Source organism: Micrococcus sp. IITD107 (genome assembly GCF_041927415.1).
GTDB classification, from domain to species: domain Bacteria; phylum Actinomycetota; class Actinomycetes; order Actinomycetales; family Micrococcaceae; genus Citricoccus; species Citricoccus terreus.
This window is the reverse complement of sequence record NZ_JBHFFN010000009.1, coordinates 43,446-69,173: the sequence shown is the minus strand read 5'-3', so window position 1 is coordinate 69,173 and position 25,728 is coordinate 43,446. Positions and strand designations below refer to the sequence as shown.

Sequence of the window (25,728 nt, the reverse complement as noted above, 5' to 3'; positions counted from 1 at the left end):
GGGCTTGACGCACCTCACACCGACCCATATCCTGAACGAACGGTCAGTAAATCGCGCTGTCGTCGCGTCCACTGACCCCTGACTCACCGGTCGGGCAGCCGCCTGACACCCCTTCTCCCCGTGAGGTGAACATCATGGCCGCAACGAACACCGCCGGCGGACATCTCTCCGCTGTCCAGACCCCTGAGGAGCAGGCCGGTCAGGAGTACTTCGACCGCGTCATCGCCGAGGACTCCCGGATCGAGCCTCGCGACTGGATGCCCGAGGGCTACCGCAAGACCCTGGTCCGTCAGGTCTCCCAGCACGCGCACTCCGAGATCATCGGCATGCAGCCCGAGGCCAACTGGATCACCCGGGCACCTTCCCTGAAGCGCAAGGCCATCCTGATGGCCAAGGTCCAGGACGAGGCCGGCCACGGTCTGTACCTGTACTCGGCCGCCGAGACCCTGGGCACTCCCCGCCACGTGCTGAACCAGCAGCTGCTCTCCGGCAAGGCCAAGTACTCCTCGATCTTCAACTACCCGGCTCGCACCTGGGCTGACATGGGTGCCATCGGTTGGCTCGTGGACGGCGCCGCGATCGCCAACCAGGTCCCGCTGTGCCGCGCCTCCTACGGTCCGTACGGCCGCGCCATGGTCCGGATCTGCAAGGAGGAGTCCTTCCACCAGCGCCAGGGCTGGGAGATCCTCTTCGAGCTCTCGCACGGCACCCCTGCGCAGAAGCAGATGGCCCAGGACGCCGTGAACCGCTTCTACGGCCCGGCCCTGCAGATGTTCGGCCCGCCGGACGATGACTCCCCCAACTCGCGTCAGTCCATGGCGTGGAACATCAAGCGCTTCTCCAACGACGAGCTGCGCCAGCGCTTCGTGGACATGATCGTGCCGCAGGCCGAGGCCCTGGGTCTGACCCTGCCGGATCCGGACCTGAAGTGGAACGAGGAGCGCGGCCACTACGACTTCGGCGAGCTGGACTGGAACGAGTTCAAGTCCGTGATCGCCGGCAAGGGCCCGTGCAACGTCCAGCGCATGCAGCGCCGCCGCCAGGCCCATGAGAACGGCGCCTGGGTCCGTGAGGCCGCCGCCGAGTACGCCCGCAAGGAAGCTGCCGCTCAGCAGGCCGCCGACACCGCCCTGATCGGAGCCTGAAAGGTGACCCAGCAGCAGAGCAGCCAGAACGCTGAAGAACTGACCATGGCCGCCACCGCCCCGGAGCCCGAGGGCGAGACCGCCTGGGGCCTGTGGGAGGTCTTCGTGCGCTCCTCGCGCGGCCTGTCCCACGTCCACGCCGGATCGCTGCACGCCCCGGACGCCACCATGGCCCTGCGCAACGCCCGTGACCTGTACACCCGGCGCAACGAGGGCACCTCGGTGTGGGTGGTCCCCTCGGAGGTCATCTCCTCCTCGGACCCGGACTCCAAGGGCGGCTACTTCGAGTCGGCCCAGGGCAAGAGCTACCGCCACGCCACGTACTACACCAAGAGTGAAGGGGTGAAGCACCTGTGAGCTTCGCATCCCATGACTCCGCCACCAAGCAGAGCGCCGGCATCGCCATCACCGCCGAGGAGATCGGCGCGTCCGGGGTCACGGCCTCGGAGGATGTGGCGAACTACGCGCTGTACCTGGGTGACGACGCCCTGATGCTGGCCCAGCGCCTGGGCTGGTGGATCTCCCGTGCACCGGAGCTGGAGGAGGACATCGCCTTGGGCAACATCGGGCTGGACCTGCTCGGCCACGCGCGGTTCTTCCTGACCTACGCCGGCACCGCCTGGGGCAAGACCGAGGACGATCTGGCCTACTTCCGTGACGAGCACGAGTTCCGCTCCTGCCGTCTGGTGGAGCAGGAGAACGGCGACTTCGCCCAGACGATCGTCAAGCAGCTGATCTTCTCCTACTACCAGTACGAGCTGTACCGCCGTCTGATGGAGTCGAAGGACGAGACCCTGGCCGCCATCGCGGACAAGGCGCTCAAGGAGATCCAGTACCACCAGGACCACGCCTCCCAGTGGACCCTGCGTCTGGGCAAGGGCACTGAGGAGTCCCACCGCCGCATGGAGAAGGCCCTGTTCTACATGTGGCCCTATGTTGACGAGCTCTTCGCCGACGACGAGCTGCTCACCCGCCTGGCCGAGCAGGGGATCGCCGTGCTGCCCTCCTCCCTGCGTGAGGACTTCGACCGCCGGATCGAGGCGATCCTGGCCGAGGCCGAGCTGCGCGTGCCCGCCGTGGACGGCGCCTGGGGCGGTGACCGTTCGGGCGAGTTCTCCGAGCACCGCGGTCACATCCTCACCGAGATGCAGGTGCTCGCGCGCCAGCATCCCGGCGCCACGTGGTGAGCTGTCCCGTTCTGACCTGACCTGTCCTGTCCACATCCCCTGAGCGCCCTGATCCAGTGAGATGACCACCATGAGCTCCAGCCCCCGCCCCGTCCGGGACTCCCGCGAGGTCCTGGGTGACATCACCGAGCAGATCCTGGGCGCCCAGGAGATGGACCGGCGCACCGCCCAGCTGCGCCGGTCGCAAGGCCTTCCCGACGACGGCCCCGCACCGGAGGCGTCCGGCTCGCCGGACGCTGAGGTCCCCCACCACGAGCTGCGCCCGCAGGACCCGGATGCCGCTCGCGTCTGGGACGCCGCGGCCCGGGTGAACGACCCGGAGATCCCCGTGCTCTCGATCGCCGACCTGGGCATCCTGCGGGACGCCCGCGTGGAAGGCGACCGGGCCGTCGTCGTGATCACCCCCACCTATTCCGGCTGCCCGGCCATGGAGACCATCACCGATGATGTGAGCTCCGCTCTGAAGGCCGAGGGCTGGGACCAGGTGGAGGTGGAGCTGGTGCTGCAGCCGGCCTGGACCACCGACTGGATGACCGAGGACGGCAAGCGCAAGCTCAACGAGTACGGGATCGCTCCGCCCACCGGGAAGGCCGCGGCCGGACCGGTGCGGATGGGGCTGGCCGTGAAGTGCCCGCGCTGCCATTCGCTCAAGACCCAGGAGCTGACCCGGTTCGGCTCCACTGCCTGCAAGGCGCTGTACACCTGCCAGGACTGCCTGGAACCCTTCGACTACTTCAAGGTGCACTGATGACTGAGACCACAGAGACCACCGGCCGCCGCCGTGCCACGTTCAACGAGCTCGAGGTCGCCGAGGTCCGGCGCCTGACCGCCGACTCCGTGGAGGTGGCCTTCGCCATCCCCGAGCAGCTGCAGGACGACTACGACTACGTGCCCGGCCAGTACGTGGCGCTGCGCGCCCAGATCGACGGCCAGGAGGTGCGCCGGTCCTACTCGATCTGCACCGACCCGAAGCCCGGTGAGATCCGTGTGGCCATCAAGAAGGACCTGGGCGGGCTGTTCTCCACCTGGGCCAACGAGAACCTCAAGGCCGGAGACCGCATGGAGGTGATGAACCCGCAGGGCGCGTTCACCTCCAAGGTCAATGTGACCTCCATGAACGACGCCGAGAAGCTGGCTGAGAAGGAGGTGGCTGGCAAGGCCAACGTCCACCTGGTCGCCTTCGCCGCCGGCTCGGGCATCACCCCGATCATGTCGATCGCCAAGGCCGTGCTGCGCGCCTCGAACACCTCCACCTTCGACCTGGTCTACGCCAACCGCTCCGCGATGGACGTGATGTTCTCCGAGGACCTGGGCGATCTGAAGGACAAGTACCCCTCGCGTCTGGCCGTGCACCACGTGCTCTCCCGCGAGCAGCGGATCAGCCCCCTGATGTCCGGGCGGATCGACCAGGACAAGCTGGACGAGCTGCTGAACCATGTGGTGCGGGTGACCGAGGCCGACGAATGGTTCCTGTGCGGCCCGTTCGAGCTGGTGCAGATGTGCCGGGACACCCTGGCCAAGCGCGGCGTCCCGGAGGACAAGATCCGCTTCGAGCTGTTCACCACCGGTCAGCCCGATCGCCCGCAGGGCCAGCAGGGCCGTGCCGTGGTGGCCGACCCTTCCGGTGAGAACTACACCATCGAGTTCCGTCTGGACGGGCTCTCCTCCTCGATCGAGTCCCCGGTCTCCGCCCACGAGACGGTGCTCAACGCCGCCCTGCGCGTGCGCCCGGACACCCCGTTCGCCTGCGCCGGCGGCGTGTGCGGCACCTGCCGGGCCAAGGTGGTCAAGGGTGAGTTCGAGATGGAGGAGAACTACGCCCTGGAGAAGGACGAGGTGGAGCGCGGCTACGTGCTGACCTGCCAGACCCGCCCGACCTCCAAGGAACTGGTCGTCGACTTCGACGCCTGATCCTCTCCTGAAGGGACTGATCCCATGATCGAGCTGACCTACACCGGCCCGGCGGACTCCGTGGCCGAGGTGACCCTGAACGCCCCGCAAAAGATGAACTCGCTGGACGAGCAGGCCCTGGCCGACCTCGCCGCCGCCTACACCGAGGCCGCGGCGAAGGCCCAGGAGGGCTCCGTGCGGGCGCTGCTGCTGCGCGGCGAGGGCCGCGGGTTCTGCGCCGGCCGGGACATCTCCAACGTCACCCCCGCCACGGACGACGCCTACGACTACCTGGCGCAGAAGGTCACCCCCGTGCTGCGGCAGATGGCCGACTTCCCGGCACCGACCTTCGCCGCCGTGCAGGGTGCCTGCCTGGGCGTGGGCCTGGGCCTGGCCATCGCCACCGACGTGGTCTACGTGGCAGACACCGCCAAGATCGGCTCCCCGTTCGCCAACCTGGGCGCCACCCTGGACTCCGGCGGGCACGCGCTGTTCACCGAACGGCTGGGCGCCCACCGCACCCTGGACCTGATCTACACCGCGGAGCTGATGAGCGGCGACGAGGCTGTGCGCTCCGGGCTGTTCTCCCGGTCCGTTCCGGCCGATGAGCTGCTGGAGTTCACCCGGACCAAGGCCGCCGCCGCGGCCCAGGGCGCCACGCAGGCGTTCCTGGCCTCTCGCGCCCTGGTGGCCCAGGTCCGCGACGAGCGGATGGGCCTGTGGGACTCGGTGGAGAAGGAGAACCGGACCCAGGGCGACCTCTGCGGCACCGCCGACTACTCCGAGGGGTTCGCCGCCTTCCAGGAGAAGCGCAAGCCGAACTTCACCGGCCGGGGCTGACCGCCCCCGCCGCCGGGGAGGGGGCTGCGTCACCGATGGCGTTCAGCCCCTCCGGCAGGGTGCCGTTGATCCAGTAGTCCCCCAGGGCCCGGGCGCGGAAGGCGATCGGGTTGTGGGTGGCCACCGTCTGGGCGTTGCGCCAGTGGCGGTCCAGCCCCTTGGACGTGGAAGTGGCCGAGGCGCCCACCGTCAGGAACAGGTCCTGGGCCGCACGCAGGGCCAGCTCCGGCACGGTCACCTGGGCGTGCTCTACGGCGACCTCCGCCAGATGCAGCTCCCGGGGCACCTCACCCTGGTGGCCGAAGCGGTCAGCTCCGGTGGCGGCGGCCGCCGCCAGGGCGTCGTCGAAGGCACGGGCCGCGTGCAGCACCGTGGCCTCGGCGGAGAAGGCCGAGGCCGCGATCCGGCCGGTGGCCTCCTGGATGAGCGGATCCTCCCGGAACGGCAAGCCGGAGCCGGTGTTGAACGTGCGCGCCCGGCCGGCCACCGTAGCGGCGGCGTCCCGGCGGGCCGCCCGGGCGATCCCGGCCAGCACCGCCAGCAGCACCAGCTGGAAGAACCCTGCCTCATGAATGGCCTCCGGGGTCCCCACGGTGCGGCCCAGCACGGCGTCCTCCGGGAGCTGGACCTGATCGAACACGGCGGTGCCGGTGCCGGTCAGCTTCTGCCCGAACCCGTCCCAGTCGTCCTCCAGGGTGACGCCGTCCGCATCGGTGGGCACCAGGGCGAACCGGCGTCCGGGCTGCACCGTCCCGTCTGCGTCCTGCACCGCCGCGGAGACCCGGGTGTAGTCGGAGAAGATCGAGCCGGTGGCGTAGAACTTCCGGCCGTTCAGCGTCCACCCGTCCTCGGTGGGCCGCAGCACTGTGTTGAGCGTCCCCAGACGGTTCCCGCCCTTCTCGGTGGACGCGTTCCCCACCGTGACACCGGCCAGGACCCGTGCATACCAGGTGGCCTGGACGTCGTCGGGAAGGAAGCGGAGGGACTCCACGAAGCCGGCGTGGGAGCGGTACAGGTGGGCGATGTTCGAATCCGCCTCAGCCAGGTCGATCAGCAGGCGGATGAAGTCCTCGATGCTCGCACCCGCCCCGCCCTGGGCCACGGGGACGCGGAGGGCTCCGAACCCGGCCTCGTCCAGCATCCGCACCTCCTCGAACGGCAACCGGCGCTCCAGGTCCCGTTCCAGCGATCCGGCCGCGATCTGGTCGAAGAGCGGCTGGAAGCGGGCGGACAGGGCGGTGTAGGCGGTGCACATGCGGCGGTCCTCTCGGTCACACCGACGAATCGCGGTGCCCGCCGACGCGGCTCAAGGCCGGGCGATGCGGGACCGGGTCTCCATCGGTCCTGGCGGTAGCACCCGTCGGGGAGGCCCCACGGGTTGCTGCGGCGTCACGGAGCCAGGTCTCTCAGCCGCTCTGGATGGTGATGCGGTCAGACTAGGCGGCACGGGACGGAGAGCGCCGTCACATGGCGTCGTGTGACGCAGACGGGGGTGTCCAGGGAGGGCTGGTCGCCACGCTGCTGGACGCCGCCATGGGCGAGGCTGTGCGGGACGGGCTGGAGGAGAGCGAGAAGACCGCCACCGCCCAGCTCGCCGTCACCTACCTGAACCCTGGCCGGGTCGGAGACACCCTGACGGCCACTGCCGAGGTGCGCAAGCGCGGCGGGAAGCTGGTGATGGTGGAGGAAGAAGTCTCCACCCAGGACGGAGATCCGGTGGCCCACGGGGTGGCCACGTTCACCGTGAGCCGGGACTGATCAGGCGTCTGTCCCGGCGGCCTGGTCCGGGTCCTGCACGGCGGGGGTGCGCAGGGCCAGTTCGGCCAGCACCTCCACGGCGCGGGGCAGCACAGCGTCGTCGAACACGGCCCGGGGTGAGTGGTTGCTCTCGGCCGTCTCCGGGTCCTGCCCCTCCGGCACCGCACCCAGCAGGATGTAGGCCCCGGGCACGCGCTGGAGCACCTCGGAGAAGTCCTCGCTGCCCGGCTCGGCCTCCGGAAGGTCCAGGTAGGACTCCGGCCCGTACAGGTCCTCGATCACCTCGCGGGCGAACTCCACCGCGGCGGGGTCGTTCACGGTGACCGGGAACTCGCAGTCAGGCCGCACGTCCGCAGTCATCCCGTGGGCGGCGGCGATCCCGTGGGCCATCCGCTCCACCGCCGGGATCAGCCGCTCCCGCGACTCCGCCGAGAACGTGCGCAGGGTGATCCCCAGGGTGGCGGTGTCCGGGATGATGTTCGCCGCCGTCCCCGCGGTCAGGTGACCCACGGTGGCCACCACGGGGTCGAACGCGTCGAACTGCCGGGTCACCAGCGACTGCAGCGCCATCACCATCTCGGCCGCCACCGGAACCGGGTCCTGGGCCAGGTGCGGCACCGAGCCGTGCCCGCCGTTGCCCTGCACCGTGACGATCAGGTCATCACAGCCGGCCTGGATGGGACCGGGGCGGCTGACCAGCATGCCGTGCGGGTACTTGGCGGAGTACACGTGGATCGCGTAGGCGGTGTCCACGGGCTGCCCGGCGGCCTCGAGCAGCCCCTCCTCGATCATCCGCTTCGCGCCGCCATCGGTCTCCTCCCCCGGCTGGAACATGCCCACCACATCGGCCACCAGCTCCTCCCGGCGCTGTCCCAGCCAGGCCAGCGCGCCGTAGAGCCCGGCGGTGTGCAGGTCGTGTCCGCAGGCGTGCATGGTCCCGGGCACCTCGGGCGCATAGTCCAGCCCGGTCTCCTCGGTCACCGGCAGCGCGTCCATGTCCCCGCGCAGCAGCACCACGGGCCGGCGGGTCCCCTCCGGCACGGGGGCGCCTCCCCGCAGGACCACGACGACGGAGCTCAGCTCCCGGCCCACGGTCACCTCCAGCACGGGCTGGCCGGTGCGCGGGTCATCGCCCAGCTGCTGCTGCAGGCGGGCGAGCCGTTCCAGCACAGCCGCCTGGGTGCGGGGCAGATCCAGGTCCAGCTCAGGGTGTCCGTGCAGCTGCCGACGGAACTCGATCACGTCCCGTGCCAGATCGGCAGGGACGTTCGGCGCCAGGGAGCTGACGGAATTGGAGTCAGAAGCAGTCGGCGGCTGGGACTGGTTCACGGTGCACCTCGGCGGACGGGACAGCCCAGGCGGTACCGGGCAGTCAGCAGATCGGACTCCTTCACGGTACGCAGGCGGACCAGAGTGAGCCACTCCACGCGGACTCGAGCGGGGAGACCTGCGACCGCGGGTGACCGACGGATAAAATGATCGTCGTTCATTTTAGGAGTATGATGTGCGTCATACTCCATCCGCGGCCAGCGGAGGACGGCGGGAAGGAGCCCTTCCCTCCCCGACACCTGAGACGGAGCATCCGATGACCGAGACCACCACTCCAGCGCACGCCGGCACCGTCATGCCCCCGGAATGGGGCCCGCATGAGCTGACCTGGATGTCCTACCCCACCCCCAACGACACCTTCGGCCCGGCCGGGTCCAAGACCCTGGAGCGCGCCCGGACGGCCTGGACCCGTGTGGCCCGCACCATTGCCCGCTACGAGCCGGTCCGCGTAGTAGCCCATCCCGACGACGCGCAGGACGCACGTGAACGACTCGGAGAGGGCATTCAGGTCCTGACCGCGCCGCTGAACGACGCCTGGATGCGCGATGCCGGACCGTCGTTCGTCCACAACGCAGAGGGCGGTCTCGCCGCTGTGGACTGGGTGTTCAACGGCTGGGGCGCCCAGTCCTGGGCGTCCTGGGACCTGGACGCCCAGCTGGGCCGGCTCGTGGCGAGCCAGGCCGGTGTCCCCGCGCTCTCCTCCGATCTGGTGAACGAGGGCGGCGGATTCCATGTGGACGGCCAGGGCACGGTCCTGCTGACCGACACCGTGCAACTGGACCCCGATCGCAATCCTGGAGCCACCCGCGAGTCCGTGGAACAGGAGATCCATGCCCGCCTCGGCACGTCCCGGGCGATCTGGCTGCCCCGCGGGCTGACCCGCGACTACGACGGCTTCGGCACCCGGGGGCACGTGGACATCGTGGCCACCTTCGCCTCCCCGGGACACGTCCTGCTGCACAGCCAGCAGGACCCGGTACATCCCGACCATGAGGTGTCCCGGCAGCTACGCGAGGTGCTGGAGAGCGCCGTGGACGCCGCCGGGCGCCCCCTGCAGGTCACTCTGGTCCCCGCCCCCGCGGTCCTGCGGGACGAGGAGGGCTGGGTGGACTACTCCTACATCAACCACTACGTGGGCAATGGCGTGGTGGTGCTCTGCGCCTTCGACGATCCTGCGGACCAGCAGGCCGCAGCGATCCTGGCCGAAGCCTACCCGGGGCGTCAGATCGAACTGGTGGATGCCCGGGACATCTTCGCCTTCGGCGGCGGCATCCACTGCATCACCCAGCAGCAGCCCGCGCCCCTGCAGGCACTCGAGGCGACCGGAGAGAGCGCATGATGGACGTGACGGAGGCCAGCATCGCCGAGCTGAGGGCGGCCCTGGAGTCCGGACGGACCACGAGCCTCGAGCTGGTGCGCGCCTACCGCGAGCGCATCCAGCGCTTCGACCGCCAGGTCGCAGGGTCCACCCACGCGGCCGACGGCGGGGTCCCGCTGAACTCGGTGGTCGTGGACAATCCCGAAGCCGAGGCCGAAGCCGAGGCATCGGACGCGCGCCGCGCCGCTGGTCAGACCCTGGGCCCCCTGGACGGGATCCCGTACACCGCCAAGGACTCGTTCCTGGCCCGCGGACTGACTGCGGCGGCTGGTTCGCCGGCGTTCGGTGAGCTGGTCGCCCACCAGGATGCCTTCACCATCGAGCGGTTGCGTGACGCCGGGGCCGTGCTGATCGGGCTGACGAACATGCCGCCGATGGCCAATGGAGGCATGCAGCGTGGCCTGTACGGCCGGGCGGAGAGTCCGTACAACCCCGAGTTCCTCACCAGCGCCTTCGCCTCCGGGTCCTCCAACGGCTCGGGCACGGCCACGGCCGCCAGCTTCGCCGCGTTCGGGCTGGGCGAGGAGACCTGGTCCTCCGGGCGGGCTCCGGCCTCGTGCAACGCACTGTGCGCCTACACCCCCTCCCGGGGTGTCATCTCGGTGCGGGGGAACTGGCCGTTGGTGCCCACCATGGACGTGGTGGTCCCCCACACCCGCAGCATGGCCGATCTGCTCGAGGTCCTGGACGTGATCGTGGCCGATGACCACACCGCTCGCGGGGACTTCTGGCGCGTCCAGCCCTGGGTGCCCATCCCCCGGGCCTCCGAGGTGCGGCCGGACTCCTATCCGGCAGTGGCCCGGTCCGCTGCCGGCGCCCTGGAAGGTGTCCGCCTGGGGATCCCCCGGATGTACATCAACGCCGACCCCCAGGCCGGTACCGGCCCGGACCACACGGACCAGCCCGGGATCGGTGGGCCCATGGGCCAGCGCATCCGGACCCGGGAGTCCGTCATGGACCTGTGGCACGCTGCCCGCGCCGATCTGGAGAAGGCGGGGGCCGTCGTCGTGGAGGTCGACTTCCCGGTAGTCACCCGCTACGAGGGCGACCGTCCCGGCGCACCCACGATCTCCACCCGCGGTCTGGTCTCGGCCGACTACCTGCACCATGAGATCACCGACCTCTCGGCCTGGGCCTGGGAGGACTTCCTGCAGGTCAATGCAGACCCTGCCCTGCACTCCCTGACCCAGGTGGACGGCGCACAGATCTTCCCCCACCCGGAGGGAGCCCTGCCGGACCGCTATGTGGGCTTCGACGATGACATCGCCACCTATCCGGAGCTGATTCGCCACGACGGCCTGCGGCCCCTGGAGCAGATCCCCCACCTGGCCGACGGGATCCGCGGCCTGGAGGCGACCCGCCGGGCGGACCTGGAGGACTGGATGACCGAGCTGGGACTGGACGCGGTTCTCTTCCCCGCCCTGGCCGACGTCGGGCCCGCGGATGCGGATGTGGACCCGGACTCGGCCGACCAGGCCTGGCGAAACGGGGTGTGGGTGGCCAACGGCAACCTGGTCCCGCGCCACCTGGGCATCCCCACGGTGACCGTGCCGATGGGCACCATGGCGGACATCGGCATGCCCGTGGGGCTGACCTTCGCCGGGCGGGCCTATGAGGACACCCTGTTGCTGCGCCTCGCCGCGGCCTTCGAGGCCACCGGGAACGACGACGGCCGGCCAGGCAGGCGCACCGCGCCGGCTCGCACCAGCGGGAGCTGAGTGCTGGACCGAGCGGTCCGCGCAGAGAAGGGGAGCAGTGCCGGATCGGCACTGCTCCCCTTCTCTGCGCGCCCCGGGGTGAGGCGCGGGCTGACCTCAGACCGTCAGCATGCTCGAGGTGTCGTCCGAGACGGAGTCCTCACGGCGCAGGGTCTCTCCGAGGAAGAACCCCGGGTGGCGCAGCCGGGTCCAGACCATCAGGACCACACCAAGGACCAGAACGCCCATGCCGAGCACGAACACCATGCCCAGTCCGCCGATCGAGGAGCCCGAACCGTAGTCCGGGTCCATGGAGTCGAACGCGGTGATGAAGAACATGACCAGCAGCACCAGTCCGCCGATCAGCGGGAACAGGAAGCGGAACAGCGTGGTGCGCACGGAGACGAACAGCTCCCGGCGGAAGTACCAGACGCAGGCCAGGGCGGTGACCCCGTAGTAGAAGCAGATCATCAGGCCCAGCGCTGTGATGGTGTCCCACAGAGCGTTCTCGGAGAGCAGCCTGGTCACCGTGTAGAACACGGCTGACGCGGCCGCCGAGAGGACCGTGGCCACACCCGGGGACTTGAACCGCGGACTGATCTTGGCGAACACCGGAGGCAGCGCCCGGTAGTACCCCATGGCCAGCAGCGTGCGCGCCGGAGAGACCATGGTGGACTGCAGCGAGGCGAAGGAGCTGGAGAGGATCGCCAGGGACATCAGCAGCGCGAACGGACCCATGACCGGCCCGGCCAGCACCGCGAAGAGGGACTCCTGGTTGTCCGGGTTGCCCGCGCCCAGCCCGTCCGCACCCACGCCGGCCCAGGCGATGATCGCCACGGCGGAGAGCACGTAGACGGCGATGATCACCAGCACCGTGATGGTGGCCGCACGGCCCGGGGTCTTCTCCGGGTCCTTGGTCTCCTCGTTCATGGTCAGGGTCACGTCCCATCCCCAGAACATGAAGATGGACAGGGAGATGCCCGCGGCCAGGATGGACAGGTCGGAGATCTCCAGGGGGTTGAACCAGGACGGCTGGATGGGCGTGAACTCGAACCCGCCCCCGCCGTAGGCCTGCATCAGGGCCATCAGGGCGAACCACCCGAGCACCAGCAACTGGAAGCCCACCAGCACGTACTGCAGCTTCTGCGTGGACTCCAACCCCCGGTAGGAGATGTAGGCCGCCACCGCGATGAACACCAGCGTGGTGGGGATGTTCACCCACAGGTTGGTGGTCAGCTCGGCGATCGACTCATTGCCGGTGATCTGGGCCAGCAGCAGGTAGAAGAAGTCCACCGCCACCGCCGCCAGGTTGGACAGCACAATCACGGTCGAGGCCACCAGGCCCCAGCCGCCCATCCAGCCCACATAGGGACCGAAGGCCTTGGTGGCCCAGGTGAAGGAGGTGCCGGAGTCCGGAACCCGGTTGTTCAGCTCGCGGTAGCCGAACGCCACCAGCAGCATGGGGATGAAGCCCAGCACCAGGATGGCCGGGACGTACTGTCCCACCTCGGCGATGGTCGGTCCCAGACCGGAGGTCAGGGTGTAGGCCGGGGCGATGGTGCTCACACCGATCACCACGGCGCCGAGCAGACCCACCCGGCCGGTGGTCAGTCCCTTGGCGGAGGTCCCGGCGGACTGCGGTGCGGCAGTGCCGGGGGCAGACGCGACAGTGGTCTTGTTCATGGGGTCTTCTCTTCTGCAGGGCCCGCCTCAGCGGTGTGGGTGGACAAGCCGGTGTAGCCCGCGGGGACCACGACCATGGGGACGGGGATGCTGCGCAACATCTTGGCGGCGGTGCTGCCCAGGAACAGTCGGCCGCGGGCGGCCATCCGAGATGACCCGACGACGGCCACCTCCTCGGCCTCCCAGTCCAGTTCGTCCATGGCATAGTCCACGGTCTTGCCGGTCACCACCTGGGTGGAGGCGGTCCCGGCCTCCACCATCTCCTGGGCGGTCTCACCCAACCGCTCGTTGCCGTACCGGGTGACGGACTGGAGGACGCCCAGGTTCATCGCCCGGGTGCTGTCATCGAGCTGCTCCTCATCCTGGTTCCCCACCAGCAGGAGGGAGACCAGGCGCAGTCCGGCCGAGCGGCGCCGGGCGGCCTCCACGGACAGGCCGATCACGTCCACGGCACCGGGCTTGGGGCCGAACATGCAGGTGATGCGGCTGATCGGCCCGGACTGGCGGTAGCCGTGCGGGGCCAAGGCCACCGGGACCGGGGAGGAGTGCAGCAGGGCGGCGGCCACCGAGCCCACGCGGTAGCGGCGCAGCACCCCGCCCTCACGTGCGCCCACCACGATCATGAAGCAGTCCAGCTCCTCCGCGGCCTGGATCAGACCCTCGGTTTCGGACTCGCCACGGACCACCTGACCCACGGCGGCAACGTCGTCGGGAATCATCTCCAGGGCACCCTGCAGCCATTGCCCCAGCTGCTCCTCCAGGATGGAGGCGTACCCCCGGTCGTGCGGGTAGACCCCGGCATAGGGCCCGTCCTGGGGTGCCACCACGGCCACCTGCAGCTCGATGTCCTGACCGCGGGCCAGGGCAATCGCCAGGTTCAGGGCATCTCGCCCGTAGTCGGTGGCCACATAGCCCACCAGGATTCTGCGCGTCATGCTCAGCCCCTCTCGATGATCCGCTGCGCGGCGATCTCGCCCTGCCGGATGGCGCCGTCCACGTGCTGGTATCCCTCGGCGGCGATGTCCGAGCAGGCGTAGTGGATGGGTCCGGTGGGCTGGTTCTGCAGGTGGCCCCAGCGGGAGAGCCCGCCGAGGTCGTAGCTGGTGGCGTACGCGCCTCGGGTCCACTCCTCGGCGGCCATGTCCGAGAGGTAGAAGGCGATCGGCTCCATGGTCTTCGGGCCCAGGTAGTCGGCCATGGCCGAGAGGATCGCGTGCTGGCGCTCCTGCGGCGAGAGCTTCCACATCTGCTCGGCGTAGACGTCCGAGACGAAGCCCACCAGGGTGCCGAACGGGTCCTCCTGACCGGCCTGCCCGCCGGCGAAGTTGGCACCGTAGTTGGTGTTGTCGTAGACCTCCTGCACCAGACGGCCGCCGCCGAACCCGGTGCCGGAGAGGCCCTCCTCGCGCCAGAACGGGGTCTCGTAGACGGCGTGGACCTTGATGACCAGGCCCATGGAGAGGTGCTGGTGGACTATCTGCTGCTCGCGCGGCAGCGGCGGGACGTAGGAGATGCGCTCGTACAGGTTCGGCGGGACAGCCAGCACGGCGTAGCGGGCGCGCACCACGGCGCGATCGGAGCAGGCGGTGACGGAGCCGGGGCCGCCGTCGTTGTCCACACCGTTGCGCACGTCTGCGGGGACGTGGTTGAGCGGGTCCGCGGTGGACTCATCCGGGGTGGCCCATTCCAGGGTGCGGACCGGGGAGTCCAGGATGAGGTCCTCGCCCAGCTCCTCGGCGAGCTTCAGGGAGACCGACTGCATGCCGCCCTCCACGCGGCGGTCCAGGATGAAGTCCTCGTCCACCAGGTTGGAGAAGGACCCGGCGGAGGCGGCCATCAGCACGGCCTGCAGGGTGGAGAAGGTGTGGGAGGGCTTGGTGAGCATGCCGGAGGCCACGTAGATGGAGACGTTGTCGATCGCCTCCTGGTCGTCCGACTGCTGCTTGAGCCACTCGCGGAAGGAGATCGCGTCCAGCTCGGCGGCCTTCGGGTGGGCCCAGGGCTCCTCGGCACCGATCTCCGCGGCGAGCTGGTCCAGGGTGGCGATCAGCTGGTCCATCTCGGCCTGGGTCTTCTCCGAGGCGGGGAAGGTGGTGCCCTCGTACTCGTGGCGGGTGCCGTCCGGGGAGACGTAGATGGAGGTGCCCTCGCGGTAGCGCGGGAAGGTCTCCAGGCCGAGCTCGTCCACCAGCTCGATCAGCCGGGTCTGGTCCGGGGAGATCCACTGGCCGCCGATCTCGATGAAGTGCTCACGGCCCTGGGCGTCGGCCACCTTGCCGTTCCAGGTGCGGCCGCCCACGCGCGGGCGGGCCTCGAGCACGGCCACGCTGCGGCCGGCCTTCTTCAGGGTGCGCGCGGCCATCAGGCCGGCAGGTCCGGCACCGATCACGACGACGTCACGCTCGATCTCCAGGCGGTCACCGGCTGAGGCGGGGGTGGGGTTCTGCGACATGGTGAGGACAGCTCCTGTGGAAGGGATTCTGCGGCGCCAGTAAATGAACGCCATTCATATAGTGCTGGCGGTCACTATACTCGGAACATCACCCCCGCGAAAGGACCCGTCATCACCTCCTCCGCAGCACCGCCCACCCGTTCGAAGGGACGCCCCGCGAACCCTCTGGTCACCCGGGCGCGGATCGCCGAGGCCGCCCTGGACCTGGTGGTGGAGCACGGGTACGACCGGCTGACCATGGCCGGAGTGGCCCGGCGGATCGGAGTGTCACCGAGCGCGCTGTACAACCACGTGGACGGCAAGTCCGCCCTGCTGGCCGTGCTGCAGGACGCGGTGATGGGCCTGGTGGACGTGGATCCCCTGCATGCCGCCGTGCGCGGTGAGGTACCCGTGGCCGAAGCCATGCGCGCGTGGGCCCGGTCCTACCGAGAGGTGTTCGCCCGGCATACGCCATTGATCCCGGTGATCGCCACGCTCCCGGTGGCCGGTGCACCCGCCACCCAGGCCATGTACGACGCCGTGGCCGCCGCCCTGCGCACCGGGGGTGTGCCGGACGGGCAGATCATGCCCCGGGTGATCGCCTGCGAGTCCTTCATCTACGGCTCCGCGTTCGACGTCCACGCCCCAGCCCACCTGTTCGAGACCGTCCCGGGCGACGCCGAGCTGCCGGCCTTCGCCGCGGCGTCAGAGTCGTTCCGTGCGGCTGCAGGTGCTGACGGTGGTGCTGCCGCGGACGCCCCGCCGAACCCCTATGCCGACGCACCCTTCGAGCACGGCCTGGACCTGCTGCTCGCCGGGCTCTGAACTGCGCCGAACCGTCTGCCCCCCTCGGACGGAATGCTGTTGCACGCTTTGTCTCCCCGCGCGGATGTGTTGCACGAGTTGTCGAGAAACCCGCTCTCCAGCGACAGGTGGTGCAACAGGGTTCGAAAAAACGCCCAGGAGTGCAACTCAGCGGCAGATGCGGCCACCTGGTTCAGCTTGGATGCACACCCAGACCGCTCTCCCACCCTTGAGGTGCGCCGCACAGGAGGCCTACGGTTCTGGCACTCCACAGAACCGCCTGTGGAGGCTTCCACGAACCGAGGTCCGTCATGACCACCGAACGCACCGCCCTGCCGCCCGTGGTGGACGCCGAGACCTGGCGGTATGAGCTCGACGCCCTGCGCGTGCGGGAGAAGGCCGCCACGCGCGAGCTGGACGCGATCGCCGCCCAGCGCCGCCGCCTGCCCATGGTCGCCGTGCCGGACTACACGCTGGAGTCCGTCGACGGCCCCGTCCGCTTGGTCGACCTCTTCGAGGGCCGCTCCCAGCTGATCACCTATCACCACATGTGGTCCCCGGACTCCGAGTGGCAGTGCGGCGGCTGCACGTACTTCAGCAGCCAGTTCACCCGGCTGGACTTCCTGGACCGCTACGACGCCCGGTTCGTGATCGTCACCCATGGTCCGCTCCACGAGGCCCTGGCCTACCGGGAGAGGGTCGGCAATCAGATGGAGTGGTACTCCACCGAGAACAGCCCCTTCGGCGCGGACGTGGACGCCCCAGCAGGCGGCGAGTTCGCCCTGAACGTGTTCCTGCGGGACGGGGACACCGTCCACCGCACCTGGACCACCGGCAGCCGGGGCCTGGAGCAGGTCTCCCACATCTTCCCGCTGATCGACCTGCTCCCCTGGGGCCGGCAGGAGCTCTGGCAGGACGTCCCGGAGGGCTGGCCGCAGTCAGAGACCTACTCCCGGTGGCTGGAGTCCGCGGACGTTGCCGCACTCTACGGACGGGCCCCAGCCTGACCCCGACCAGCCCCGACTCACAGCGGCCGGATCCACGCCCCATGCGGTCCCACCAGGGCGGTGGGCTCTCCGTCCACGGACTGCACGAAGAACGGCTCCGTCATCTCTGCGGCCGCCTCCGCTGCCCCGCGGTGCACGTCCGGCAGGACGTTGACCCCCTCCTGGCTCACCCAGTGACCCGGCAGCTCCCGCAGCGTGTCCGCCAGAGCCAGCCGGGCGTCGTCGGGAAGGTAGGCCAGGACCGCGGTGTGGAAGACCACCAGTGTGTGGTCTCCCGGCACCTGCTCCACCAGTCGGTGCAGCGCGGGCACCCCCGGCTCGGACAGGTCCCCGGGCAGGATGCGCGGCTTCACCTGCTCGGCGAGGGCACCGGCCTGCCGCAGCCGGGCTCGGCGCTCGTGGTGCTCGGGCCAGACGAGGGTCTGCAGCCACGCGGTGGTGTCCGGATCGGCAGGATCCAGGGGGTTCAGGTCCAGTCCGGCCCGCCAGGACACCGGCGGGATTTCCGACGGCGGCCCCAGCCATCCGCGGTCAGGCTCGGCTGAGGTGGTGGTCCAGTCGCCGCGGAGCTCGCAGTCCAGGACGGGCGGCTCCAGGCCGGGGAGGGAGACGGTGGCGGAGATGTCCGTGGTGCGGTCCGCGCCCGTGGCTCCGAAGGCATCCGTCCGGTACCGGTAGGCGTAGTGGTCCGGCAGCAGGCAGAGCCCGGCGGCGGCGCCGATCTCCAGCAGGGCCAGCGGCGTCCCGGTGCGCTCGTGGATTCGCTGCAGCGCGGGCAACGCCGAACACCAGGTTGGGCTGCCGTTTGGCGCCCAGGTCCGCCAGGTGCTCGAGCAGCTCGGGGGTGTCCGCCACCCCGTGCGCCCAGTCCGCGCACTGCGGGGAGGTGCCGGCCACCTCCACGTCCGCCCAGTGGCGGTAGCGCGCGGCGATGTCCTCGTTCGAGGACCGACCTCCAGCGGCACCCCTCCCCCGGTCGTCCGGCCCTGACCCGCCGACCGGCTCCATCAGACCAGCTCGAGCTGATCGGCCACCACGCGGCCACGGTGGATGACGGTGCGGTCCGGGGAGCGGTCCATCACGGCGGCGGTGGGGGTGTCCCCGGCCAGCAGCACCAGATCGGCCACATCCCCCACGTCCACGCCGGGGCGGTCGTCCACGCCGTAGAGCCGCGGTCCGGCGGGGTCCAGCAGGGACGCGCCGCCCACGCCGGCCACGGCCAGGCAGTGCTCGATCATCTCGTCCTGCCGGTAGCCGTGCGTGAACGCCAGCTGCCAGGTGCGGTCCAGCATGTCCGCGTTGCCGTAGGGAGACCAGTAGTCGCGCTGGCCGTCCTGACCCAGACCCACGCGCACACCGGCCTGGGCGAGCTCGGCCAACGGCAGCGGTCCGCTCATGGGTGCAATGGTCGCCATGGCCACGTCCAGCCGGCCCATCCGTTCGAAGATCTCCCGGCGCTGGACCTCGGGCAGTGCCGAGAGTCCGTAGCCGTGCGAGATGCTCACGTTCCCAGCCATGCCCAGGGCCTCCGTCCGGTCCAGGATCAGTTCGGTGCTGAACCTGGCCAGCTCGGCGGGCTCATGCAGGTGCACGTCCACGGGCACGCCGTACTTCTCGGCCAGCCCGAACACGATGTCCAGGTGCCGCACCGGGTCCCGGTCCAGCTGGCAGGGGTCGATCCCGCCCACCACGTCCGCACCGGCCTGGACGGCCCGTTCCAGCACCTCGGCGCTGCCCTTCTCCTTCAGCAGCCCGGCCTGCGGGAACGCGATGATCTCCACCTCGCACCGCCCGGCGAACTCCTGTTGGGCGGCCACCACGGCCTCGAAGCGCTCCAGCCCGGCGTCCACATCCACCTGGGCGTAGGTGCGCACCCGGGTGGTGCCGCGCTCGATCGCCATCCGTAGGGCGGTGGTGGTGCGCTCGGTGATGCTGACCTCGGCGACCCGCCAGTTGTTGCGGTCGTTGAGCATCATCCTCCACACGCCCGGCGCACCGGTGTGCGGGCGGAAGGGCAGCTCCAGGCGGTTCGAGTCCAGGTGCACGTGCACATCGGCGAAGGACGGGACCAGGATCCTGCCCCGACCCTCCACCACCACGTCGTCGGGCCCACTCTGCCGAGGGGCACCCGAGGCGAGGGGGCGCACCTCACCGATGTGGCCGTCGTCGGGAATGATGACCTCTGCCGGCTCGCCACCCCAGGGGCGGACGTTGCGCAGGATCAGTGCCCCGCGGGACGTCGAGTTCGCCATCACAGACCCAGCGTCCGCGGCAGCGCCGGGGCGGGCTCGCCCAGGACATGCTCGCCCAGGAAACCGAGCACCACCTCGTACCAGACCTGCGCATGCTGAGGTGCCAGGATCCAGTGGTTCTCCTGTGGGAAGTACAGGAACCGGTGCGCCGTGGAGCCGTCCTCCCCCGCGGGCAGACCGGACGAGGCCAGCAGTTCGTACCAGAGACGCAGCCCCTCGCCGATGGGCACGCGGTAGTCCTTGTCCCCGTGGATCACCAGCATGGGCGAGACGATCTCGGAGACGAACCGGTGCGGCGAGTTCTCCTCCTGCATGCGCTCGGTCATCTCACGCGTCCAGTAGAACGAGGCGTCCGTGGTGGGGCCGAAGCCGTCCAACGCCCAGAGCGAGGCATGGGTGACCACGCAGCGGAACCGATCCGTGTGTCCGGCCACCCAGTTGGCCATGTAGCCGCCGAAGGAGCCACCCATGGCGGCGGTGCGCTGGGGGTCGATATCCGGCCGTTCCTCCACGGCGTCCGTCAGCGCCATCAGGTCGGTGTACGGCGCCTGCCCCCACTGACCCCAGCCGCGCTGGATGAACTCCTGGCCGTAGCCGGTGGACAGGGCCGGGTCCGGCAGCAGCACCGCGTACCCGCGCGCGGCCATCACCCACGGGCACCAGCGCCAGCTCCATGCGTTCCACGAGCCCAACGGGCCGCCGTGGATCCACAGCAGCAGCGGGTGACCCCCGTCCGGCACGGGTCCCTCCGGCAGGACCAGCCAGCCGCGCACACGGGTGCCGTCCTGAGTCACCGTCTCCACGTCCTCCAGGGTCCCGGGGACCTCCGGCCGGGCCGTGGGGTTGAGCAGCCGTGTGGTCTGGCCGGTGGCCAGGTCGATCCGCGCCACCTCCGGCGGGAACAGGTAGGAGGAGCGCACCCCGTAGGCGGTGGTCCCGTCTGGTGAGAGCACGACGTCGGCCCAGGCCTCATCCTCCCGGGTCACCTGAGTGACGGTCCCAGTGGCGATCTCGATGCGGAACACCGGGCAGCGGCCGTCCGAGTCAGCGAGCGCGATCACGGCGGAGTCGTCCGGCAGCCAGGCCACCACCTGACCCCAGCGGTCCCAGTCATGGGCCAACGGCTCGGTGTTGCCGGTGTCCGTGTCCAGCACGTACAGCTGCGGGTGCACGGCGCGCTCCGGGGTGGAGTCCGGGGTGCGGACCAGGATGGCGCGGGTGCCGTCGTGGCTGATGGGGCCCACGGAGGCGTCCTCACCGGGGACGTCATGCAGGACCCGGTGCTCGCCGGTGGCCAGGTCCACGCGGACCACCGTGCCCTCACGGACGTTGCCGCGGGCCTCGGCGGTCGCCACCGTGGTCAGCAGGAAGGTCCCGTCCGGGGAGAGCTGTGCGCCCAGGCTGAAGGCGTGCGAGCGGGGGAACCCGGAGACATGACGCAGGTGGTGCGGGGCGTCGATGGCCTCGGGGTCCAGCAGGGTGGCGGATGACGCCGATGAGGCGGATGCGGCGGATTCTTGGTCGGCCTGCTCGCCCCGCTCGGGGTGCTCGGCGTCGGCGGCGTCGACGTCTGAGGTGGGCTCGCCCTGGGGGTCCACGCCCTCCTCCAGCACGAACAGCTCAGGTCGGGCCGGGCCCAGATCGTGGTCCCAGAACCGGATCGGGTAGCCGGTGTGCAGGATGGCGTCCACCCCGGAGTCCTTCCGGGCCTTGGTCAGCTCGGCGTGCTCGGCCTCGGTGGAGGCGCCCACCAGCCGATTCGCTGTGACCACCACCCGGTCGGCGGCGCGGGCACAGGAGACCGCGGAGATGCCGCCAGGACGGGAGAGGACCATCCGGGCCTCGCCGCCGTGTGACGGGAGTGCCCACAGGGCGCTGCGCTTCTCGGCGTCCTCGTCCACGGGGTCCGGGCGCGCCGAGGTGAACCAGAGGGTGCCGTCTGCGGCGAACTCCGCACCGGCCTCTCCCTCACGAGAACGGGTCAGGCGGCGTGCGGCGCGTTCCCCGGTGGGGTCCACCTCCCACAGTGCGGTGGCATAGCCGGTGCCCTTGGGGTCCCGCGTGGCCACGGTGGTCACCAGACGCTGTCCGTCGGGGCTGAGGGTCAAGCCGGAGAGCCGGGGCAGGGCGGTGAAGACGTCGAGGTCGTGGAAGGGGCTGGCGGGCTCGCCTGCGGGAGAGGTCATGGGGTCGTTTCTACTGGCCTGGCGCTCTGGGGGCAATCTCAGGCAGCGGTCAGCTGTGGTGGGGTGCATCCGGATCGGGCGGAGTCTGGTCTCGGTAGTGTGCCACCAGCTCCTTGGTCCGTACGATGCGTAGAGCGGTCACCAGGAGCAGGCCGCCCAAGACGTTGAAGACCACCGTGTAGCCGAACCATCCCAGCCACTGCAGGACGGTGATCTCTGCGCCGGACATCATGGCTCCGAAGATGAACAGAGAGTCCAGGATCGAGTGGAAGAGCTGGAGGCCGGCCAGCAGGAACCCTCCGCCAATGGCCGCCACCACGCGCACGATCTCCGAGTCCGTGCCCTTCTGCATCCGCGTCATCAGGGTGATGGTGCTTCCCCCGAGCAGAGCGAGGCAGGCGGTCTGCAGGGAGAACGGCGCGTCTGCGTAGTGATGGGCCGTCTCCCCGAGCAGGCCATGCCACTGCGGGAACGCCTGCACCACCAGCCACATGATGATCAATCCCCCGGCCAGGTTGCTGACCAGGGTGACGGCCCAGAGCCGCAGCAGCCTCCAGATGCTGGCCTGGCGCGTGACCAGGGCCATGACGGGGATGTGGAAGTCCTCGGTGAACAGCTCACTGTGGGCCAGCAGAACGGCGATGAACCCGATGCCGAAGGCCAGGCCGGCCAGCAGGTGGCTGTCCGTCTCCTCCAGGACGGCCAAGTAGGCCATCACACCGACGCCGATCTCCATCCCACCGAACAGCCCGGTGATGACCAGGGATCGGAAGGTGCGGTGGAGACGCTCCGCCCCCTCCTCCATCGTGCTCTCGAACGCATCCTGCAGATGCTGCTCGACCGGAAGATCGTTCTCGCCGAGCTCACGGCGCCGTTCTTCACTCATCCTGGTTCCCCTCGCGTGGGCGGTGCGGTGGCCTGTGGTGGGGTCTGATCCTACTGCGCCCACGCGCGGTCAGGTCAGTTGACTGCTTGACGCGGTGGCCCTCATCACAGTGGTCAGCGCGCCTGCACTCGCGTACCCTGGATAGGTTCTGCTGTGTGCACTCCGGCAGGCGCACCCGCTCTCGGACACTGTGGTCCGCCACCCCATGACCTCTGCGCACACGCGCTTCCCTGCCCGACCTGGCTCATCTGACTCTCCGCCCGAAAGGCACCGCTGTGACCTCTGCCCCTGACACCGACCGGCCCACCGCCGATCTGAACCCCAGCGGACAGGGCTCGCACACCGACGATCTCCCCGCCGGCACCGGGAAGCTGATCGCCCTGCTCGTGGCCGCCGCGTTCGTGGTCATCCTGAACGAGACCATCATGTCCGTGGCGCTGCCGGAGCTGATGGAGGAGTTCTCTGTGGGTGCGGCCACCGCACAGTGGCTGACCACCGCGTTCATGCTGACCATGGCCGTGGTCATCCCGGTCACCGGCTACCTGCTGACCCGGATGCCGCTGCGCACCGTGTTCGCGATCGCCATGACCAGCTTCAGCATCGGCACCCTGGTGGCCGCCCTGGCCCCGGTGTTCCCGCTGCTGGTGACCGGCCGCGTGATCCAGGCCATCGGCACCGCCATCATGATGCCGCTGCTGTTCACCACCGTGCTCAACGTGGTGCCGGCCGAGCGGCGCGGGCGGACCATGGGCGTGATCTCGATCGTGATCGCCGTGGCACCGGCCACCGGCCCCACCGTGGGCGGGATCGTGCTGGACATGCTGACCTGGCGCTGGATGTTCTGGCTGGTCCTGCCGATCGCCCTGCTCGCCCTGGTCCTGGGCACCCTGATGATCCGCAACGTCACCGAGCCGCGCCGCATCCCGCTGGACGTGCTCTCCGTGGTGCTCTCCGGCATCGGCTTCGCCGGGACCATCTACGGGCTGAGCAGCATCGGCTCCGCCGCCGAGGGCACCGCCGCCGTGAACCCGCTGATCCCGCTGGGGATCGGCCTGGCCGCTCTGGCGGTCTTCGTGTGGCGGCAGCTGAACCTGAAGGACTTCGCCCTGATGGACCTGCGCGCCTTCAAGGTCGGTGCGTTCAGCCTGGCCGTCTGCCTGGTGGCCGTGAACATGATGTACCTGTTCGGCACCCTGATCCTGCTGCCGATCTACCTGCAGAACGTGGCCGGCTACTCCACCCTGGAGACCGGCATGGCCCTGCTGCCCGGCGGACTGGTGATGGGCGTGCTCGGCTACTTCGTGGGACGGCTCTTCGACCGCCTGGGTCCGCGCCCCCTGGTCATCCCCGGTGCTGTGCTGACCTCAGGGGCACTGTGGGGCATGACCACCCTGGGCGCGGACAGCACCCTGGGCACGGTGATCGCCTGGCACGTGACCCTCAACGCCGGGCTGGCCCTGATGTTCTCCCCGCTGATGACCAACGCCCTGGGCGCCCTGCCGCGTCGGCTGTACCCGCACGGCAGTGCGATCGTCTCCACCATCCAGCAGGTGGCCGGAGCCGCAGGCACCGCACTGTTCATCACCGTGATGACCGCCGCCTCGGTGGCCGGCGCCGCTGCGGGCGTGGATGAGCAGACCGCCCTGATGGACGGCGTGCACAGCGCCCTGCTCTGCGGCGCCGCGATCTCTCTGCTCGCCGTGGTGGGCACCCTGTTCGTGCGCCGCACCACCGCCCCGGAGGAGCCGAAGACGTCAGCACTCACCCACCCCTGATCACGTGCGCAGTTGATGGGGCGACACGCCGAAGGGGACCACAGTTGGCGCTCTCGTGATCCGAGGGGGGACTGGTAATCCAGGAGGTGGCGGTTCGGAGGAAACTCACCGGCAGCGATTGACCGCGCCGCGCGGTCCGAGTTGACTGGGACCATTCGCTTGTGACTCCGTTCACGCTGCCGTGCATCCGGGTCACTCAACCGAGAGGACCCGTCCCATGCGCCGCACCCACACCCCGCTGTCCCCCACCTCCACCCCTAGCCCCCTCGCCTCACGCTCCAGGCGACTGGCCGCCGTCGTGCTGGCCGCAGGACTCACGCTGGGAGGCGGAATGGCCGCCCAGCCGGCCTTCGCCGTGGGCGAGGGCCCGGGCTACGGCGGGAACGAGACCATCAACACCTCGATCCTGCACACCTACGACGAGCTGGTCGCGGAGCTGAAGAAGCAGGACGCGAAGCAGTCGGCCATGGAGCTGGAGGTGATCGGGCAGTCGGTGAAGGGCCGGGACATCCACCTGGTCAAGTACATCTCCGACCCAGACAACCCCACGATCCTCTACCTGACCCAGCAGCACGGCAACGAGCAGCTGACCACCGAGGGCGCGCTGGCGTTCATCAAGTCGCTGGGCACCGGGAAGATGAAGGGCGTGCTGGACGGAGTGAACATCCTGGTGCTGCCCATGGCCAATCCGGACGGCGCCATGGGGGATGTGGACTTCTCACTGGAGGACTACATCGCCTCCGGTGACCGCAACCTCACCCGGTACAACGCCAACGAGGTGGACCTGAACCGCGACCACGTGGCCAAGACCCAGCCCGAGACCCAGGCGCTGCACTACAACGTGCTGCAGAAGTACAGCATCGACTACATGATCGACCTGCACCACCAGAGCGCGAACCGGGCGATCGACGAGGGGCTGGTCTCCGGATCCATCCTCTACCCGACCTCGCCGAACGCCGACGCGGACGTGGTGGAGGCCTCCCAGCGGCTGGGCGCCGTGGTGTACGACGCCCTGTCCCAGTACGGCTGGGCGCTGCTGGGCAAGTACGTGGGCGGCACGGCCGAGACCATCGGCCGCAACGGGATCGCCGTGGAGTACGGCATCGCGACCCTGCTGTTCGAGATGCGCGGCATGTCCGACCACGAGAACGCCAATTCGGTGCTGGGCCAGAAGTCCAACGGCTACCTGATCCGCCAGACGGTCCTCACGCTCGAGGCCACCGCGCGGGCGATCGCCGACGGCTCCGTGGAAACCGCCGACACCTCGGTGTGGGACACCATGCAGGAGCAGTACAGCGTCCCCCGCTGACCCGGCAGGTCAGCTCTGAGCAGGCAGTTCCCGACGACGGCCGGCAGGTGGCGCTTTCGCCTCACCTGCCGGCCGTGGTCATCCCTCCCCCCTGATCACGTGCGCAGTTGGTGCCGCGACACGCCGAGGCCGACAGCAGTTGGCGTGATCATGATCGACGGGTGGGGAGCG

At 69.7% G+C, this 25,728-nt stretch carries 22 protein-coding genes and 1 riboswitch; of the genes, 13 read left to right on the top strand and 9 right to left on the bottom strand.

The features are described 5' to 3' along the window. Positions 1 to 134: 134 nt before the first annotated feature. From paaA to ACEXHE_RS12720, 6 genes are all read left to right on the top strand, one after another. On the top strand, positions 135 to 1,145 hold the full coding sequence (paaA, locus tag ACEXHE_RS12745; RefSeq protein ID WP_374786073.1) for a 1,2-phenylacetyl-CoA epoxidase subunit PaaA: 1,011 nt from the start codon (positions 135 to 137) through the stop codon (positions 1,143 to 1,145). 45 nt (positions 1,146 to 1,190) lie between these two features. Then, a complete protein-coding gene (gene paaB, locus ACEXHE_RS12740; RefSeq protein ID WP_091697899.1) occupies positions 1,191 to 1,502 on the top strand; it encodes a 1,2-phenylacetyl-CoA epoxidase subunit PaaB in 312 nt (103 codons plus the stop codon). After that, positions 1,499 to 2,332, top strand: a complete 834-nt coding sequence (gene paaC / locus ACEXHE_RS12735; RefSeq protein WP_374786072.1) for a 1,2-phenylacetyl-CoA epoxidase subunit PaaC — start codon at positions 1,499 to 1,501, stop codon at positions 2,330 to 2,332. The genes paaB and paaC overlap by 4 nt, the downstream gene beginning before the upstream one ends. Before the next feature lie 151 nt (positions 2,333 to 2,483). Further along, positions 2,484 to 3,080: a 1,2-phenylacetyl-CoA epoxidase subunit PaaD gene (paaD, locus tag ACEXHE_RS12730; protein ID WP_374786078.1), complete on the top strand. Its 597-nt coding sequence runs from the start codon at positions 2,484 to 2,486 to the stop codon at positions 3,078 to 3,080. After that, complete coding sequence (paaE, locus tag ACEXHE_RS12725; RefSeq protein WP_374786071.1) at positions 3,080 to 4,243, top strand: 1,2-phenylacetyl-CoA epoxidase subunit PaaE; 1,164 nt, start codon at positions 3,080 to 3,082, stop codon at positions 4,241 to 4,243. The genes paaD and paaE overlap by 1 nt, the downstream gene beginning before the upstream one ends. A gap of 24 nt (positions 4,244 to 4,267) precedes the next feature. Next, positions 4,268 to 5,062, top strand: coding sequence for an enoyl-CoA hydratase/isomerase family protein (locus ACEXHE_RS12720; RefSeq protein WP_374786070.1), 795 nt, complete (start codon positions 4,268 to 4,270; stop codon positions 5,060 to 5,062). Here ACEXHE_RS12720 and ACEXHE_RS12715 read toward each other — a convergent pair. Beyond that, on the bottom strand, positions 5,046 to 6,317 hold the full coding sequence (locus ACEXHE_RS12715) for an acyl-CoA dehydrogenase family protein (RefSeq protein WP_374786069.1): 1,272 nt from the start codon (positions 6,315 to 6,317) through the stop codon (positions 5,046 to 5,048). The two genes, ACEXHE_RS12720 and ACEXHE_RS12715, sit on opposite strands and share 17 nt — an antisense overlap. 77 nt (positions 6,318 to 6,394) lie before the next feature. Then, positions 6,395 to 6,488: riboswitch (SAM riboswitch) on the bottom strand. A 41-nt stretch (positions 6,489 to 6,529) separates the two neighbouring features. Between ACEXHE_RS12715 and ACEXHE_RS12710 the strand changes: the two genes are divergently transcribed. Beyond that, entirely contained in the window at positions 6,530 to 6,820 is a 291-nt protein-coding gene (locus tag ACEXHE_RS12710) for a PaaI family thioesterase (protein WP_374786068.1), read from the top strand. Here ACEXHE_RS12710 and ACEXHE_RS12705 read toward each other — a convergent pair whose 3' ends face one another. Next, on the bottom strand, positions 6,821 to 8,149 hold the full coding sequence (locus tag ACEXHE_RS12705) for a M20 family metallopeptidase (protein WP_374786067.1): 1,329 nt from the start codon (positions 8,147 to 8,149) through the stop codon (positions 6,821 to 6,823). It abuts the gene before it with no gap. A gap of 256 nt (positions 8,150 to 8,405) precedes the next feature. Between ACEXHE_RS12705 and ACEXHE_RS12700 the strand changes: the two genes are divergently transcribed. Both ACEXHE_RS12700 and ACEXHE_RS12695 read left to right on the top strand, forming a co-directional pair. Beyond that, positions 8,406 to 9,488: an agmatine/peptidylarginine deiminase gene (locus tag ACEXHE_RS12700; protein ID WP_374786066.1), complete on the top strand. Its 1,083-nt coding sequence runs from the start codon at positions 8,406 to 8,408 to the stop codon at positions 9,486 to 9,488. Further along, positions 9,485 to 11,245 carry an amidase gene (locus tag ACEXHE_RS12695; protein WP_374786065.1) on the top strand — a complete coding sequence of 587 codons (1,761 nt, stop codon included), beginning with the start codon at positions 9,485 to 9,487 and terminating at the stop codon, positions 11,243 to 11,245. Before ACEXHE_RS12700 ends, ACEXHE_RS12695 begins: the two co-directional genes overlap by 4 nt. A gap of 96 nt (positions 11,246 to 11,341) precedes the next feature. Here the strand turns inward: ACEXHE_RS12695 and ACEXHE_RS12690 are convergent, their stop codons facing one another. Genes ACEXHE_RS12690 through ACEXHE_RS12680 form a run of 3 tightly spaced genes read right to left on the bottom strand, consistent with a single transcriptional unit; the run spans position 11,342 to position 15,359 of the window. Continuing rightward, positions 11,342 to 12,907 (bottom strand): APC family permease, encoded by a 1,566-nt coding sequence (locus ACEXHE_RS12690; protein WP_374786064.1) that lies wholly within the window; start codon positions 12,905 to 12,907, stop codon positions 11,342 to 11,344. Beyond that, positions 12,904 to 13,842, bottom strand: coding sequence for a universal stress protein (locus ACEXHE_RS12685; RefSeq protein WP_374786063.1), 939 nt, complete (start codon positions 13,840 to 13,842; stop codon positions 12,904 to 12,906). The genes ACEXHE_RS12690 and ACEXHE_RS12685 overlap by 4 nt, the downstream gene beginning before the upstream one ends. A 2-nt stretch (positions 13,843 to 13,844) precedes the next feature. After that, a complete protein-coding gene (locus ACEXHE_RS12680; protein ID WP_374786062.1) occupies positions 13,845 to 15,359 on the bottom strand; it encodes a flavin monoamine oxidase family protein in 1,515 nt (504 codons plus the stop codon). An 87-nt stretch (positions 15,360 to 15,446) separates the two neighbouring features. On the opposite strand from ACEXHE_RS12680, the gene ACEXHE_RS12675 reads away from it, so the two are divergent. Both ACEXHE_RS12675 and ACEXHE_RS12670 read left to right on the top strand, forming a co-directional pair. Next, positions 15,447 to 16,163, top strand: coding sequence for a TetR/AcrR family transcriptional regulator (locus tag ACEXHE_RS12675; protein WP_374786077.1), 717 nt, complete (start codon positions 15,447 to 15,449; stop codon positions 16,161 to 16,163). A gap of 290 nt (positions 16,164 to 16,453) precedes the next feature. Beyond that, positions 16,454 to 17,149, top strand: a complete 696-nt coding sequence (locus ACEXHE_RS12670) for a DUF899 family protein (protein WP_374786061.1) — start codon at positions 16,454 to 16,456, stop codon at positions 17,147 to 17,149. A gap of 17 nt (positions 17,150 to 17,166) precedes the next feature. On the opposite strand, the gene ACEXHE_RS12665 is transcribed toward ACEXHE_RS12670, so the two are convergent. From ACEXHE_RS12665 to ACEXHE_RS12650, 4 genes are all read right to left on the bottom strand, one after another. Continuing rightward, entirely contained in the window at positions 17,167 to 17,928 is a 762-nt protein-coding gene (locus tag ACEXHE_RS12665; RefSeq protein ID WP_374786060.1) for a DUF2332 family protein, read from the bottom strand. 228 nt (positions 17,929 to 18,156) lie between these two features. Next, positions 18,157 to 19,401: an amidohydrolase family protein gene (locus ACEXHE_RS12660; protein ID WP_374786059.1), complete on the bottom strand. Its 1,245-nt coding sequence runs from the start codon at positions 19,399 to 19,401 to the stop codon at positions 18,157 to 18,159. After that, positions 19,401 to 21,587, bottom strand: a complete 2,187-nt coding sequence (locus tag ACEXHE_RS12655; RefSeq protein WP_374786058.1) for a S9 family peptidase — start codon at positions 21,585 to 21,587, stop codon at positions 19,401 to 19,403. Before ACEXHE_RS12655 ends, ACEXHE_RS12660 begins: the two co-directional genes overlap by 1 nt. Before the next feature lie 49 nt (positions 21,588 to 21,636). Next, entirely contained in the window at positions 21,637 to 22,473 is an 837-nt protein-coding gene (locus ACEXHE_RS12650; RefSeq protein WP_091699290.1) for a formate/nitrite transporter family protein, read from the bottom strand. A gap of 275 nt (positions 22,474 to 22,748) precedes the next feature. On the opposite strand from ACEXHE_RS12650, the gene ACEXHE_RS12645 reads away from it, so the two are divergent. Continuing rightward, positions 22,749 to 24,248, top strand: coding sequence for an MDR family MFS transporter (locus ACEXHE_RS12645; protein WP_374786057.1), 1,500 nt, complete (start codon positions 22,749 to 22,751; stop codon positions 24,246 to 24,248). Positions 24,249 to 24,579: 331 nt separating this feature from the next. Continuing rightward, entirely contained in the window at positions 24,580 to 25,557 is a 978-nt protein-coding gene (locus ACEXHE_RS12640; RefSeq protein WP_374786076.1) for a M14 family zinc carboxypeptidase, read from the top strand. Positions 25,558 to 25,728: the final 171 nt, after the last annotated feature.